This window comes from Pseudomonas sp. LBUM1655, assembly GCF_059716085.1.
This window is the reverse complement of sequence record NZ_CP166801.1, coordinates 3,079,501-3,093,469: the sequence shown is the minus strand read 5'-3', so window position 1 is coordinate 3,093,469 and position 13,969 is coordinate 3,079,501. Positions and strand designations below refer to the sequence as shown.

Below are 13,969 nucleotides of genomic sequence, written 5' to 3'. Positions count from 1 at the left end.
CATGCACGATCTCGAACTGACTGAAGAACAAGTAATGATCCGCGACATGGCCCGGGACTTTGCCCGTGGCGAAATCGCACCCCACGCGCAAGCCTGGGAAAAGGCTGGCTGGATCGATGACGCCCTCGTGGCGAAAATGGGCGAACTGGGTCTGCTGGGTATGGTCGTCCCCGAAGAATGGGGCGGCACCTATGTCGACTACGTGGCTTACGCACTGGCAGTAGAAGAGATTTCCGCCGGTGACGGCGCGACCGGCGCGTTCATGAGCATTCACAACTCGGTCGGCTGCGGCCCAGTGCTCAACTATGGCAGCGAAGCACAGAAACAAACCTGGCTGGCCGATCTGGCCAGCGGGCAAACCATCGGCTGCTTTTGCCTGACCGAACCGCAGGCCGGCTCCGAAGCGCACAATCTGCGCACCCGCGCCGAACTGCGCGACGGTCAGTGGGTAATCAACGGCGCCAAGCAATTTGTCAGCAACGGCAAACGGGCGAAACTGGCAATCGTGTTTGCCGTGACCGATCCGGATCTGGGCAAGAAAGGTATTTCCGCGTTTCTGGTGCCGACCGACACCCCAGGTTTCATCGTTGACCGCACCGAACACAAAATGGGCATCCGCGCCTCCGACACCTGCGCGGTGACGCTGAACAACTGCAGCATTCCCGAGGCCAACCTGCTCGGCGAACGTGGCAAAGGCTTGGCGATTGCCCTGTCCAACCTTGAGGGCGGACGCATCGGGATTGCCGCGCAAGCCTTGGGCATCGCCCGTGCTGCGTTTGAAGCGGCGCTGGCTTATTCGCGAGACCGGGTGCAATTCGGCAAACCGATCAACGAGCACCAGAGCATCGCCAACCTGCTGGCCGACATGCACATGCAATTGAATGCGGCGCGGCTGATGATCCTGCACGCGGCGCGGCTGCGCACGGCGGGCAAACCGTGTCTGTCGGAAGCGTCACAGGCCAAGCTGTTTGCCTCGGAAATGGCCGAGAAGGTCTGTTCGTCAGCAATTCAGATTCATGGCGGGTATGGCTATCTGGAGGACTATCCGGTCGAGAAGTACTACCGCGATGCGCGGATTACCCAGATCTATGAAGGGTCGAGCGAGATTCAGCGGATGGTGATTGCTCGAGAACTGAAGAACTACCAGCTCTGACACCAAAAGCATCGCCAGCAGGCTGGCTCCCACATTGGATCTGCGTCGTACACAAATCCCCTGTAGGAGCCAGCCTGCTGGCGATGGCGCCCTGGCAAACGCCGTATTACTTGCCTTGGAACTCCGGTGGCCGCTTGGCCACAAACGCCGCCATGCCTTCCTTCTGATCCTGAGTGGCGAACGCCGCATGGAACACCCGGCGCTCAAAACGAACGCCTTCGGTCAAGTTGACCTCGAACGCACGGTTCACACTTTCCTTGACCATCATCGCAATCGGCAGCGACTTACTGGCGATGACGGCAGCCACTTTCAGCGCTTCATCCAGCAATTCATCGCTCGGCACGATCCGAGCGACGATGCCACAGCGCTCGGCTTCCACCGCATCGATCAAGCGTCCGCTCAGGCACATTTCCATGGCCTTGGCCTTGCCCACAGCGCGAGTCAGGCGCTGGGTGCCGCCCATGCCCGGCAAGACGCCGAGATTGATCTCCGGCTGGCCGAACTTGGCGTTGTCGCCCGCCAGAATGAAGTCGCACATCAACGCCAGTTCACAGCCGCCACCGAGAGCGAAACCGTTGACTGCAGCGATGATCGGTTTGCGGCGATTGGCCACGCGATCGCTGTCGCTGAACAGGTCGTCCATGTAGATCTGCGGATACGTCAGCTCGGCCATTTCCTTGATGTCGGCACCGGCAGCGAAAGCCTTTTTTGAGCCGGTGATGACGATACAGCCGATGTTTGAATCCGCCTCCAGGCTATCGAGCGCGTTGTTCACTTCACTGACCAGTTGCGCGTTCAGGGCGTTCAGCGCCTGCGGGCGGTTAAGGGTGATCAGGCCAACGCGGCCATGGGTTTCCAGCAGAATCGTTTCGTAAGTCATGGGCAAGATTCCTTGTCAGAGATTGCGCGAAATAACCATGCGCTGGATGTCGCTGGTGCCTTCGTAGATCTGGCAGACACGCACGTCGCGGTAGATGCGCTCCAGCGGGAAATCGTTGAGGTAACCGTAACCGCCGAGGGTTTGCAACGCCATGGAGCAGACCTTTTCGGCCATCTCCGAGGCGAACAGCTTGGCCATCGAGGCTTCGACCAGCGCTGGCTGGCCGCTGTCACGCAGGGCGGCAGCGTAATGCACCATTTGCCGGGCGACGGCGATTTGCGTGGCCATGTCGGCCAAGCGAAACGCCACGGCCTGGTGTTCGATGATCGGCTTGCCGAAGGTGTCGCGCTCGCGGGCGTAGTCACGGGCCGCTTCGAACGCGGCGCGGGCCATGCCCACCGATTGCGAAGCGATGCCGACGCGGCCGCCTTCAAGGTTGGCCAGGGCAATCTTGTAACCTTCGCCCTCCTCGCCCAATCGGTTGGCCACCGGCACTTTGACGTCTTCGAAGAGAATCTGGCAGGTGTCCGAAGCGTGCTGGCCGAGTTTGTCTTCGACGCGGGCGACTTTGTAGCCTGGTGAATCGGTCGGCACGATAAACGCCGTGATCCCGCGTTTGCCGGCACTCGGGTCGGTCGCGGCAAACACGATCACGATCCCGGCGTTTTGCCCGGAGGTGATGAACTGTTTGCAGCCATTGAGCACGTAGTGATCGCCTTCAAGGCGCGCGCGGGTTTTCAGGCTGCTGGCATCGGAACCGGCCTGTGGTTCGGTCAGGGCAAATGCACCGAGCATCGCGCCGCTGGCCAGCGGTTTGAGGAAACGTTCGCGCTGATCATCGTTGCCGAACTTGAGGATCGGCACGCAACCGACCGAGTTGTGCACGCTCATGATCGTCGAGCAGGCGCCGTCACCGGCGGCGATTTCTTCCAGGGCCATGGCGTAGGCGAGATAACCGGTGTCGCAACCGCCCCACTGTTCCGGCACGAGCATGCCGAAAAAACCCAGTCCGGCCATTTCGCCGATGGCTTCCTTGGGGAAACGGTGTTCGCGATCCCACTCGGCGGCGAACGGCTTGAGCCGTTCCTCGGCAAACTGCCGGGCCATGTCGCGGATCTGGTTTTGGTCTTCGTTGGGAATCATGGTGAATCCTTGATTGTTTCCCTATGTAGGAGCTGCCGCAGCTCCTACAGGGGGATTGTGCGTGTCAGTAGACGCATTCCACGGCCATGGCCGTCGCTTCGCCGCCGCCGATGCAGATGGCCGCCACGCCGCGCTTGAGGTTTTTCTGGCGCAATGCCGAGAGCAAGGTCACCAGAATCCGCGCACCCGAGGCACCGATCGGATGGCCCAAGGCACAAGCACCGCCGTGCACGTTGAGTTTCTCGTGGGGGATTTCCAGGTGAGTCATCGCCGCCATGCCGACCACGGCAAACGCTTCGTTGACCTCGAACAGGTCAACGTCGCCCAGCGACCAACCGGTTTTCTTGATCAGTTTCTTGATCGCACCAATCGGCGCCACCGGGAACAGGCCCGGAGTGTCGGCAAATGCCGCATGGCCATGAATCACCGCCAGCGGTTTCAGGCCGAGTTTCTGCGCCTGCGATTGACGCATCAGCACCAGTGCCGCTGCGCCATCGGAGATCGAGCTGGAGTTCGCCGCGGTCACCGTGCCGCCTTCGCGGAACGCCGGTTTCAACGAGGCGATCTTGTCCAGTTTGGCTTTCGGCGGTTGCTCATCGTGGCTGATCAGCACCTGTTCTTTGCCGACGGTCACGGTCAGCGGGACGATTTCGTCCTTGAAGCTACCGTCCTTGATCGCCTGTTGTGCGCGGGTGGTCGAGGCGATAGCAAAAGCGTCCTGCGCTTCGCGGCTGAAGTGATTGGTCTCGGCGCAATCCTCGGCGAAGGTGCCCATCAGGCGACCCTTGTCGTAGGCGTCTTCGAGGCCGTCGAGGAACATTGAATCGAGCACGCGGCCGTGGCCCATGCGGTAACCGGCGCGGGCGCGATCCAGCAGATACGGCGAGTTGGACATGCTTTCCATGCCGCCTGCGATCACCACGTCGGCGCTGCCGGCGACCAGCATGTCGTGGGCCAGAATGGTGGTTTCCATGCCCGAGCCGCACATCTTGTTGACCGTGGTGCAGCGCGTCGATTTATCCAGCCCGGCACCCAGTGCCGCTTGCCGCGCAGGCGCCTGGCCGAGGCCCGCGGGCAGGACGCAACCGAACAGCACTTCGTCGACCGCATCGCTGGCAACACCGGCGCGTTCAACCGCCGCTTTGATGGCAGCAGCGCCAAGCTGCGGCGCGGTGAGGCTTTTCAGTTCGCCCTGAAAACCACCCATCGGGGTGCGGACGGCGCTGACGATGACAATCGGATCGTTGGAAATAGTCATGACAAATCCTCCTTACTTGGCGGCCATGCGCAAGGCACCGTCGAGACGGATCACCTCGCCGTTGAGCATGCTGTTTTCGATGATATGCCGTACCAGCGCGGCGTACTCGGCAGGCTTGCCCAGACGTGGCGGAAACGGTACGCCAGCCGCCAGCGAATCGCGCACTTCCGGGGTCATGCCGGCCATCATCGGGGTTTCGAAAATGCCCGGGGCGATGGTCATCACGCGGATGCCGAAACGCGCCAGTTCGCGCGCAGCGGGCAGGGTCAGGCTGGCGATGGCGCCTTTGGAGGCGGCATAAGCAGCCTGGCCGATCTGACCGTCGAACGCCGCCACCGAGGCGGTGTTGATGATCACGCCGCGCTCGCCGTCGGCATTGGCTTCGGATTCGGCAATCGCCGCAGCGGCCAGACGCAGCATGTTGAAGCTGCCGATCAGATTGACGTTGATCACCTGAGCAAAACTGGCCAGTGCGTGCGGGCCGTTCTTGCCGAGGATCTTCTCGCCACGGACGATGCCGGCGCAGTTGACCAGACCGTTGAGGCTGCCAAAGGCTTTGACGGTCGCCTGCACAGCGGCTTCGGCAGCGGCTTCATTGCTGATGTCGGCGACGACGCTGTGTACGCCCAGACGCTGAGCCTGCGCGGCAACCGCTTCGGCATTCATGTCCACCAGCATCACCTTGGCGCCGGCATTCACCAGCAATTCAGCGGTGGCCGCACCCAGGCCGGACGCGCCGCCAGTGACGATAAAAACCTTGTTCTCGATCTGCATGACTGTTTCCTTGGATTCAAGCTGAAACGTTTTTCGCTGCGGCCTCTTGAGCCTTGGCGATTTCCTGGTTGCGCAAGATAAAGCGCTGCAATTTGCCGCTCGGGGTCTTGGGCAATTCGCTGACAAATTCGATTTCACGCGGGTATGAATGCGCTGCCAGACGCTTGCGCACGTGCTGGCGCAGTTCTTCGGCGAGCGCAGGTTCCGCGCGGTATTGCGCGCTGAGCACGACAAAGGCTTTGACCAGTTCGGTGCGTTCCGGGTCCGGTTTGCCGACCACCGCCGCCTCGACCACGGCCGGGTGTTCAATCAGCGCGCTTTCGACGTCGAACGGGCCGACGCGGTAGCCGGAGGTGGTGATCACGTCGTCGCTGCGCCCGACGAAGCTGATGCTGCCATCCGGGTTCCACTCCACGGTGTCGCCGCTCAGGTAATAGTCGCCGACGAAGGCTTTGGTTGGTGCGCCTTCGTAGCCACCGAACCAGCACATTGGCGATTCAGGCCGGTCGATGGCGAGAATGCCGGGCTGGCCGACGCCGAGTTCGTTGTATTGCTCGTCGAGCACCACGATGCGATGGCCCGGCGAAGCGAAACCGGCGGCGCCGACGTGAACCGGGTGCTCGATACCGTGGTGGTTACAGAGGACCATACCCAGTTCGGTCTGGCCGTAATGGTCGTGAATGACCACGTCGAGGTTGTCGGCAAACCAGCGGATCACTTCCGGATTCAACGGCTCGCCGGCGCTGCTGACGACGCGCAGCCTGCCCTTGATCGACTTGGCAAAGTCGTCACCGCCGGCAATCAGCAAGCGATACGCCGTGGGCGAACCGGTCAGGTTGGTGATGCCGTATTTGTTGATCACCCGGCAGGTGCTTTCGAGGGTGAACGGGCCATCGTAGAAGGTGATCGGGTGGCCCATCGACATCGGGCCCGTCACGCCGAAATAGATGCCGTAGGCCCAGCCTGGATCAGCGACGTTCCAGAACGCGTCTTCGGGGCGCAGATCAACGGCATCGCGGGTGTAGCTCTGGAACGCGACGATGGCTTTGAGCGGCACCGACAGCGCTTTCGACGGGCCAGTGGTGCCCGAGGTGAACATCAGCAGGAACGGGTCTTCGCCGGTGAGCATCAGCGGTTCACAGACGTTGGAGTAATTGGCCAGTTCAGCCCAGAAACTGAAGTCGCCTCGGACGATGCCCTGGCCCTTGGCGCCGCCGACGGTGACCAGTGTCGGGCAATCGGCGACTTCAGCGAGTTTCGGACGGTTGACGGCGTCGGTCACCACCACTTTGGCGCCGGAGCTGTTCAGGCGATGTTCAAGGGCCTTGGGGCCGAATGCGGTGAACAGCGGCTGATAGACCGCGCCGATACGCCAGGTGGCGAACACGGTGATGAGCAATTCGATGTTGCGCGGCAGCAGGCCGGCGACCTTGTCACCCTTCTGCACGCCTTGGGCGAGGAGGAAATTGGCGAAACGCGCGGCTTTGTCCTGCAAGTCGCTGAAGGTGTACGTCGCACTGGCGCCGTCGCGACCCTCCCAGAACAGCGCGATGCGCCCCGGCAATGCATGGCGGTCGCAGCATTCGACGCAGGCGTTGAGCGCCTCAAGCGTACCGCTGAGCGCGGTATCAACGGTGTGCTGATAGTTGAACTGTTCGGTGGCAGACAAGTAGTCGCGCATTGCCAGAATCCCTCTGTGTTTTTTATTAGGTTGGGGAACCGTAAACAACAGAGGGATAGTCGCGCTGTGCGTGGCTTGGGGCAATGGTCAAAGCCATCAAAGTGGCTGACTGGTTTGGCCATGCCTTTAGGTGTGTGTTGCTTGCTCGCGAAGGCGTCGGGTCAGACAACCTCATTCAGGATCAGCGTGCGATAGTGCCCGGGATTGGACCCCGACCATTTGCGAAACGCCTTGTAGAACGAGCTCGCATCGGCAAACCCTAGCCGCGACGCAATTTCAACAAAACTGATCGAAGGCTCCGCGAGCCAGACAATCGCCAACTCCTTGCGCACGCTGTCCTTGAGCCCCTGATACGTCTGCCCTTCCTCTGCCAAACGTCGGCGCAAAGTCGAAGCGGACATACACAACTGCTGCGCCAATGCTTCAGTTTCCGGCCACTGCTCAGCAGGGAGCTGGCGCAAATCCTGTTTGATCCGGCTGGCGAGGCTTTGCGGATCGCGGTACTTGACCAGGATGTTGGCCGGCGCATGGGCCAGGAAGCGTTTCAACTCTTCAATACTGCGCTTGATCGGCAGCTCCAGGCAGTCCGCCGAGAAAATCATCCGCGTGCGCGGCCGGTCGAAACGCAGGTTCTCCGAGAACATCACCCGGTAGTCATCGGTGAAGTCCGGTTCCGGGCAACGCAGCTCAATGGCAAGAATCGGAATCCGCCGCCCGGCCAGCCAGCAGGCCACGCCGTGGACGATCATCCAGTAAGTGAAATAGGTGAAGGCACGGCGCGGTTCGGGATCGTCTTCGAGCAGAACGATTTCCGCCAGACTCTGCTGATGCACCAGTTGCGCGGGCAGACGTTCAAGCATCAGCGACAGAAATCCCAGGCCGCTGCTCAAACCAGCAGCGAGTGTCGGTTGCGCCATCGCGCTGCGACAAAGGAACTCCAGACTGCCGGACTTGAGCTTGCGCGGGTCCATGCCAAAAAACTCGTCATCACCGCGCCGGGCCAACAAACGCCAGAGCCTTGCGTACTGCGAGGCCGGCACCCGGCCATCTTCGGATTGCAACAAGGCTGGAGCAATGCCGACCTTGTTCAGGACTTCTTCCGTGGCCACGCCGGGGGCACAACTTTGCAGCAGCGCTTCACGCACCAGTTGAACGGCGATGGTGTCTTTTTCCGACATGGAGCGAGGCAGCCCTTGTTGTTTTTGACTGGCGGGCATCTTACCGCACGACAGGAGTTCACCACAGAACCCTGTGCAGGAGATCTGTGCAGGGCAAAAACCGGGTTGTTCAGCTGACGTTCAGGTTTATGTCAATGATTGTCATGTGAGAATGACTTTCATTATGTTACAACTTGTAACTCTTCGAATGACTATCTGGATGCCGAATGCTCGTTCCTTTTCTGATCATGCTGCGCGAAGGCATTGAAGCCGCGCTGATCGTTGGCATCATCGCCAGCTACCTGCAACAGACCGGCCGTGGCCAATGGATGCCCGCCGTGTGGATCGGCGTATTTCTCGCCGCCGCCCTCGCCCTGCTGGTCGGTGGAGGACTGGAACTGGTCAGCGCCGAATTCCCGCAAAAGCAGCAAGAACTGTTTGAAGGCATCGTCGGGCTGGTGGCCGTGGGGATCCTCAGCTCGATGGTGTTCTGGATGCGCAAGGTCGCACGGTCGATCAAACATTCGCTGCACGCCTCGCTGGATGAAGCCCTGACTTCTTCCAGACATCAGGTCATCGCGTTGATCGCTATGGTGTTCTTTGCCGTGGCGCGTGAAGGCCTGGAAACGGTGTTTTTCCTGCTCGCCGTGTTCCAGCAAAGTGAAGGCCCGGGTGCGCCGATCGGTGCCCTGCTCGGCCTGCTTCTGGCGATTGTCGTCGGTTTCCTGATCTACACCGGCAGCATGCGTCTCAATCTCTCGATGTTTTTCAAATGGACCGGGCTGTTCATCCTGGTGGTGGCCGCGGGGATTCTCGCCAATTCGGTGCAAGCCCTGCATGAAGCCGGGGTGTGGAATCACCTGCAAACCGTGCTCTTCGACGTCAGTGCAACGCTGCCGATGGACGGCCCGCTGGGCTCGGTGCTGGCCGGCATGTTCGGTTACCAGGATGCGCCAACCGTCAGCACCCTCGGCGCTTATCTGATTTATCTGGTAGTGGCGCTGGTGATGTTTTTCCTCCCGGCGGCGCCCGCCAAAAACGCCGCGCAATCGAATTCCGTTTCCAGCCAATAAGGGCACCCATGTCAAAGCCTAATACCCCACAGGCCTCGCCTCCCCGCGCCTTGCGCTGGGCAGTGGCCGGTTCGGTGGTCGTGATGATCGCCGCCGGCGGCCTGTTCTACTATGCCTCGCAACTGGCGGCAGCCAAACGTCAACACAACCACGACGAAGTGGTCGTCAACATTCACCCGGGCAGTTGCGAGCCGAATGCGCTGACCGTACCGGCCGGCCGCGCCAGTTTCCGCATCGTCAACCGCTCCGAGCGGGCAGTGGAATGGGAAATCCTCGATGGCGTGCTGGTGGTCGAAGAACGCGAGAACATTGCGCCGGGCCTGAGCCAGGTGATCAACGCCAACCTGCAACCCGGCGACTACGCGATCACCTGCGGCCTGCTGAGCAATCCGCGCGGCACTTTGCATGTAACACCAACCGCCGCTTCCGACGCCGCCGCCAAGGCCAAACCGTCGATGGTCGCCTTCATCGGGCCGTTGTCGGAGTTCCGTGTGTATCTGGCCAGTCAGGGCAGCGCTTTGATCAAAGCCGTGACCGCACTCGATCAGGCGATTGCGAGCGGCGACTTGAGCCAGGCTCAGGCGCTGTACCTGCCGGCGCGTACGGCCTATCAACATCTGGCCCCGGCGGCGCAACGCCTGGCGGAACTGGACAACAGCATCAATGCCCGCGCCGATTACTTCGAAAAACGCGAACAGGATTCAGCCTTTGTCGGCTTCCACCGGATCGAATACGCGCTGTTCCAGCAACGCAAACTCGATGACCTCGCGCCCGTATCTCAGCGCTTGCTGACCGATGTCACCACGCTCAAAGAGCAACTGCTTGCCCAATCGTTACCACCGGAGCAACTGGTCAACATCGTCGTTCGCAACCTCAACACCCTGGCCGACGTCCGCGCCGCCAGCGGTGAAGAAGAACGCTACAGCCACGGCGACCTCAACGGTTTCGCTGCCAATCTGCAAACCGCGCACAAAGTCGTCGACCTGCTGCGGCCGATGCTGAGCAAATCCGCCGCCGAGTTGTTGCCGAAAATCGATCAGGCACTGGCGGACTTCGACACCCAACTGAACAGTTTCAAGGTCAAGGACGGCTTCGCCAGCTACGACAGCGTCAGCGGCGAACAACGCAAACAGATCGCCGACAAGGCCCAGGCTCTGGCCGACGCACTTGATGGCATTGATCCCGCCCTCGGCCTCTCCGGCCTGTAAGCAGAAGACGAGTACCGATGAAAGATTCAGAACAACTCAACCTGCAACGTCGCCGTGTCCTGATGGGCATGGGCGCGGCCGGTGTCGCACTGGCCGGATCGGCCCTGAGCTGCCCGGCCATGGCCGCAGCGCCGGCACAAGTCACCGAAGCCCCGAGCAGCGATAAAACCGAAGACCGCCACGATTTCCAAGGTGTGCATCAAACCGGCATCGTCACCCCGCGCCCGGCGTCGGGCATGCTGGTGTCGTTCGACGTCCTGGCCAGTGATCGCGAAGACCTGGAGCGGCTGTTCCGCACGCTCAACGAGCGTATCGCCTTCCTGATGAAGGGCGGCCCGGTCGCGCAGATCGATCCGAAGCTGCCGCCGCCAGACTCCGGCATCCTCGGCCCGGTGGTGAGTCCGGACAACCTGACCATCACCGTGTCGGTGGGCGAGTCGTTGTTTGATGAGCGCTTTGGTCTGGCCGACGCCAAGCCCAAGCGCCTGCAACGCATGGTCGGTTTCCCCAACGACGCGCTGGAGGCCGATTGCTGCCACGGCGATTTGAGTGTGCAGTTCTGCTCGAACACCGCTGACACCAACATCCATGCCCTGCGCGACATCGTGAAAAACCTGCCGGACCTGCTGCTGGTGCGCTGGAAACAGGAAGGCAGCGTACCGCCGCAGGCCCCGGCCAAACCCGGGGTGCCGGCGCAATCGGCGCGCAATTTCCTCGGTTTCCGTGATGGCTCGGCCAACCCCGACTCCAACAATACCAAAGCCATGGATAACATCGTCTGGGTGCAACCGGGCAGCGACGAACCGGCGTGGGCGGCCCACGGCAGCTATCAAGCCGTGCGGATCATCCGCAACTTCGTCGAGCGCTGGGACCGTACGCCTTTGCAGGAACAGGAAAGCATTCTCGGCCGGGTCAAGACTACCGGCGCGCCGATGGGTGGGACTCACGAGAGCGAAGTCCCGGATTACAGCAAGGATCCGGCCGGCAAACTGACCAAACTCGACGCACACATCCGACTGGCCAATCCGCGCACTGCCGCGAGCCAGGCCAACCTGATCCTGCGTCGGCCGTTCAACTACTCCAACGGTGTGAACAAGAACGGCCAACTCGACATGGGTCTGCTTTTCATCTGTTACCAGGCCGATTTGGAGAAAGGCTTTATCACCGTGCAGACCCGCCTCAACGGCGAACCGCTTGAGGAATACCTCAAACCGGTCGGCGGTGGTTACTTCTTCACCCTTCCGGGTGTCACCGGCGACAAGGACTTCATCGGTCGCTCGCTGCTCAACGCCACACAACCGAAAACAGCGGCATAAAACAATCCCGACTCTGGAGCCACCCCCATGAAAAAGACGCCACTCGCGTTATTGCTGACCCTTGGTTTGCTCAACACCCCGCTGTCAGCCTTCGCCGCCACCGCGCCGCTGGATCTGGTCGGGCCGGTTTCAGACTACAAGATTTACGTCACCGAGCAACTGGATGAGTTGGCCAGCCATACCCAGCAGTTCACCGACGCTGTGAAGAAAGGCGACTTGGCCACCGCGCAAAAGCTCTACGCGCCGACCCGCGTCTACTACGAGTCGATCGAGCCGATTGCCGAGCTGTTCAGTGACCTCGATGCCTCCATCGACTCCCGCGTCGATGACCACGAGAAAGGCGTGATGTCGGAAGACTTCACCGGTTTCCATCGCATCGAATACTCGCTGTTCTCGGAAAAAAGTACCCAAGGCCTGGACTCACTGGCGGATGGCTTGAACAAAGACGTCAAAGACCTGCAAACCCGCGTGGCCGGCCTGACCTTCCCGCCTGAGAAAGTGGTGGGCGGTGCGGCTGCGCTGCTGGAAGAAGTCGCCGCGACCAAGATCTCCGGTGAAGAAGACCGCTACAGTCACACTGACCTGTACGACTTCCAGGGCAACATCGACGGCGCGAAGAAAATCGTTGATTTATTCCGGCCGCAGATCGAGCAGCAGGACAAGGCGTTCGTCGCGAAGGTCGACAAGAACTTCGCCACCGTGAACAAGGTTCTGGCCAAGTACAAGACCCAGGACGGTGGGTTCGAGACGTATGACAAGGTGAAGGACAACGACCGCAAAGCACTGGTTGGGCCGGTGAATACGCTGGCGGAAGACCTGTCCACGTTGCGTGGGAAATTGGGTCTGAACTGAGTTTTGTAGCGTCTGTTAAGGCCCCATCGCGAGCAGGCTCACTCCTACAGTTGGAATGCGTTCCCCTGTAGGAGTGAGCCTGCTCGCGATAGCGGTTGCATGACCGCTACAAATTTAAAACCTTACAAAATCCGGTAGAGCAACCGCTCGATCCGCACCCGACTCACGCGCTTGAGAAACTTGGCCACGCCGGTCGGGTATTCCGGCAGTGTCTCCAGGTTGTTAAAGCTTTCGATCCGCGTGGTATGGCGGAAAATCTCCTCCAACTCCTGCGCACGCGGCTCCAGCCACTCGCCCCTCGGATCATCAATCAACAGCGCGTTTTCCAGATCCAGCCTGAACGCCCGTGGATTGAGATTGTTGCCGGTCAGCAAGGTATAGCGCTGATCGATCCACATGCCCTTGAGGTGATAGGTGTTGTCGCCGTCACGCCACAGGTGCAGGTTCAACTGCCCGCTGTCGATGTTGCGTTGATGCCGTTTAGCGAAGCGACGCAGGCTGATCTCGTACAGGTACGGCAGCGCCGCGATTACCTTGAACGGCTCGCTCGGCGGGATGTAGAAGTCGTTGGCAGTCTTGTCGCCGACCACAATGTCGATCTTCACCCCACGGGCCAGCGCGCGATTGATTTCGCGGATCACACCCAGCGGCAAATTGAAGTACGGGGTGCAGATGGTCAGCTGTGTTTGTGCACTGGCGATCAGTTCAAGAATCGCCCGATTCAACGGGTTGTTCTTGCCCACGCCCAGCAATGGGCTGACGGACAGGCCTTCTCGGCCCGTGCTGCCGGCGCTGGTGTCGTAGGTCGCGTATTTGAGGCGGCTGCGCAGATCGCCGATGTCGTTGCGCAGGCTGCGCGTGGTCGGCAGGTTGGGCAGGTCAAGACGATGCACGGCTTTCGATTCGATCAGACCGTGCTTGACCAGGTGATGCATGGAGTCCGCCAGCTCATGGCTGCGCAGAACGTGATAGCGGTCGAAGCGGTATTTGTCGAACTTGTGCAGGTAGACGTTGTTCAGGCTCGCGCCGCTGTAGACCACGCTGTCGTCGATCACGAAGCCCTTCAAATGCAGGACGCCAAACAATTCGCGGGTCTGCACCGGCACGCCGTACACCGGCACTTCGCTTTCGTGAGTGCGGGTCATTTCCTGATACCACGCCGAATTGCCTGGCTGCTTACCGGCGCCGATCAGACCGCGCTGGGCGCGCAGCCAGTCAACCACCACGGCGATTTCAAGCTCGGGACGCTTGAGTTTGGCGGCGTGCAAGGCATCGAGGATTTCCTGACCGGCTTCGTCTTGCTGCAAGTAGAGAGCGACGATGTAGATGCGCTGGGTCGCCGTGGCGATTTTCTCCAGCAGGCAACGACGGAACTCGGCGGCACCGGACAGAATGGTCACGGCCTCGGCGGTCAGCGGAAAGCTGCGCAGTTTGGGCAGCAGAGAACGTTTGAAAAGCAACGGCATAGGGCTCG

At 60.8% G+C, this 13,969-nt stretch carries 12 protein-coding genes; 5 read left to right on the top strand and 7 right to left on the bottom strand.

The window, feature by feature from the left end:
• The first annotated feature begins 1 nt into the window (after position 1).
• Positions 2–1,153 carry an acyl-CoA dehydrogenase family protein gene (locus ACA074_RS13835; RefSeq protein ID WP_497679279.1) on the top strand — a complete coding sequence of 384 codons (1,152 nt, stop codon included), beginning with the start codon at positions 2–4 and terminating at the stop codon, positions 1,151–1,153.
• A 106-nt stretch (positions 1,154–1,259) separates the two neighbouring features.
• Here the strand turns inward: ACA074_RS13835 and ACA074_RS13830 are convergent, their stop codons facing one another.
• The 6 genes from ACA074_RS13830 to ACA074_RS13805 form a co-directional block, all read right to left on the bottom strand.
• Positions 1,260–2,033 (bottom strand): enoyl-CoA hydratase, encoded by a 774-nt coding sequence (locus tag ACA074_RS13830; RefSeq protein WP_497679278.1) that lies wholly within the window; start codon positions 2,031–2,033, stop codon positions 1,260–1,262.
• A 15-nt stretch (positions 2,034–2,048) separates the two neighbouring features.
• Complete coding sequence (locus tag ACA074_RS13825) at positions 2,049–3,176, bottom strand: acyl-CoA dehydrogenase (RefSeq protein WP_497679277.1); 1,128 nt, start codon at positions 3,174–3,176, stop codon at positions 2,049–2,051.
• A gap of 64 nt (positions 3,177–3,240) precedes the next feature.
• A complete protein-coding gene (locus ACA074_RS13820) occupies positions 3,241–4,434 on the bottom strand; it encodes an acetyl-CoA C-acyltransferase (protein ID WP_401264349.1) in 1,194 nt (397 codons plus the stop codon).
• 12 nt (positions 4,435–4,446) lie between these two features.
• On the bottom strand, positions 4,447–5,208 hold the full coding sequence (locus ACA074_RS13815; RefSeq protein ID WP_497679276.1) for an SDR family NAD(P)-dependent oxidoreductase: 762 nt from the start codon (positions 5,206–5,208) through the stop codon (positions 4,447–4,449).
• Between the two features lie 16 nt (positions 5,209–5,224).
• Positions 5,225–6,889, bottom strand: a complete 1,665-nt coding sequence (locus ACA074_RS13810) for an AMP-binding protein (RefSeq protein ID WP_497679275.1) — start codon at positions 6,887–6,889, stop codon at positions 5,225–5,227.
• A 161-nt stretch (positions 6,890–7,050) separates the two neighbouring features.
• A complete protein-coding gene (locus ACA074_RS13805) occupies positions 7,051–8,067 on the bottom strand; it encodes an AraC family transcriptional regulator (protein ID WP_497679274.1) in 1,017 nt (338 codons plus the stop codon).
• 206 nt (positions 8,068–8,273) lie between these two features.
• Here ACA074_RS13805 and efeU point away from each other — a divergent pair, with 206 nt between their 5' ends.
• Genes efeU through efeO (ACA074_RS13785) form a run of 4 tightly spaced genes read left to right on the top strand, consistent with a single transcriptional unit; the run spans position 8,274 to position 12,495 of the window.
• Positions 8,274–9,119 carry an iron uptake transporter permease EfeU gene (efeU, locus tag ACA074_RS13800; protein WP_497679273.1) on the top strand — a complete coding sequence of 282 codons (846 nt, stop codon included), beginning with the start codon at positions 8,274–8,276 and terminating at the stop codon, positions 9,117–9,119.
• Between the two features lie 8 nt (positions 9,120–9,127).
• Complete coding sequence (gene efeO, locus ACA074_RS13795; RefSeq protein WP_489881390.1) at positions 9,128–10,327, top strand: iron uptake system protein EfeO; 1,200 nt, start codon at positions 9,128–9,130, stop codon at positions 10,325–10,327.
• Positions 10,328–10,344: 17 nt separating this feature from the next.
• A complete protein-coding gene (gene efeB, locus ACA074_RS13790; RefSeq protein WP_497679272.1) occupies positions 10,345–11,643 on the top strand; it encodes an iron uptake transporter deferrochelatase/peroxidase subunit in 1,299 nt (432 codons plus the stop codon).
• 27 nt (positions 11,644–11,670) lie between these two features.
• Complete coding sequence (gene efeO / locus ACA074_RS13785) at positions 11,671–12,495, top strand: iron uptake system protein EfeO (RefSeq protein ID WP_497679271.1); 825 nt, start codon at positions 11,671–11,673, stop codon at positions 12,493–12,495.
• A 122-nt stretch (positions 12,496–12,617) separates the two neighbouring features.
• Here the strand turns inward: efeO (ACA074_RS13785) and pssA are convergent, their stop codons facing one another.
• The gene (gene pssA, locus ACA074_RS13780; protein WP_497679270.1) at positions 12,618–13,961 is read right to left on the bottom strand and encodes a CDP-diacylglycerol--serine O-phosphatidyltransferase; all 1,344 of its coding nucleotides are present in this window, start codon (positions 13,959–13,961) and stop codon (positions 12,618–12,620) included.
• Positions 13,962–13,969 lie beyond the last annotated feature (8 nt).

Coding starts and splice junctions, on each gene's coding strand:
- ACA074_RS13820 (WP_401264349.1), bottom strand. CDS start 4,434: ATGACTATTTCCAACGATCCGATTGTCATCGTCAGCGCCGTCCGCACC.
- ACA074_RS13835 (WP_497679279.1), top strand. CDS start 2: ATGCACGATCTCGAACTGACTGAAGAACAAGTAATGATCCGCGACATG.
- efeO (WP_497679271.1), top strand. CDS start 11,671: ATGAAAAAGACGCCACTCGCGTTATTGCTGACCCTTGGTTTGCTCAAC.
- efeO (WP_489881390.1), top strand. CDS start 9,128: ATGTCAAAGCCTAATACCCCACAGGCCTCGCCTCCCCGCGCCTTGCGC.
- ACA074_RS13810 (WP_497679275.1), bottom strand. CDS start 6,889: ATGCGCGACTACTTGTCTGCCACCGAACAGTTCAACTATCAGCACACC.
- pssA (WP_497679270.1), bottom strand. CDS start 13,961: ATGCCGTTGCTTTTCAAACGTTCTCTGCTGCCCAAACTGCGCAGCTTT.
- ACA074_RS13815 (WP_497679276.1), bottom strand. CDS start 5,208: ATGCAGATCGAGAACAAGGTTTTTATCGTCACTGGCGGCGCGTCCGGC.
- ACA074_RS13805 (WP_497679274.1), bottom strand. CDS start 8,067: ATGTCGGAAAAAGACACCATCGCCGTTCAACTGGTGCGTGAAGCGCTG.
- efeU (WP_497679273.1), top strand. CDS start 8,274: ATGCTCGTTCCTTTTCTGATCATGCTGCGCGAAGGCATTGAAGCCGCG.
- ACA074_RS13825 (WP_497679277.1), bottom strand. CDS start 3,176: ATGATTCCCAACGAAGACCAAAACCAGATCCGCGACATGGCCCGGCAG.
- efeB (WP_497679272.1), top strand. CDS start 10,345: ATGAAAGATTCAGAACAACTCAACCTGCAACGTCGCCGTGTCCTGATG.
- ACA074_RS13830 (WP_497679278.1), bottom strand. CDS start 2,033: ATGACTTACGAAACGATTCTGCTGGAAACCCATGGCCGCGTTGGCCTG.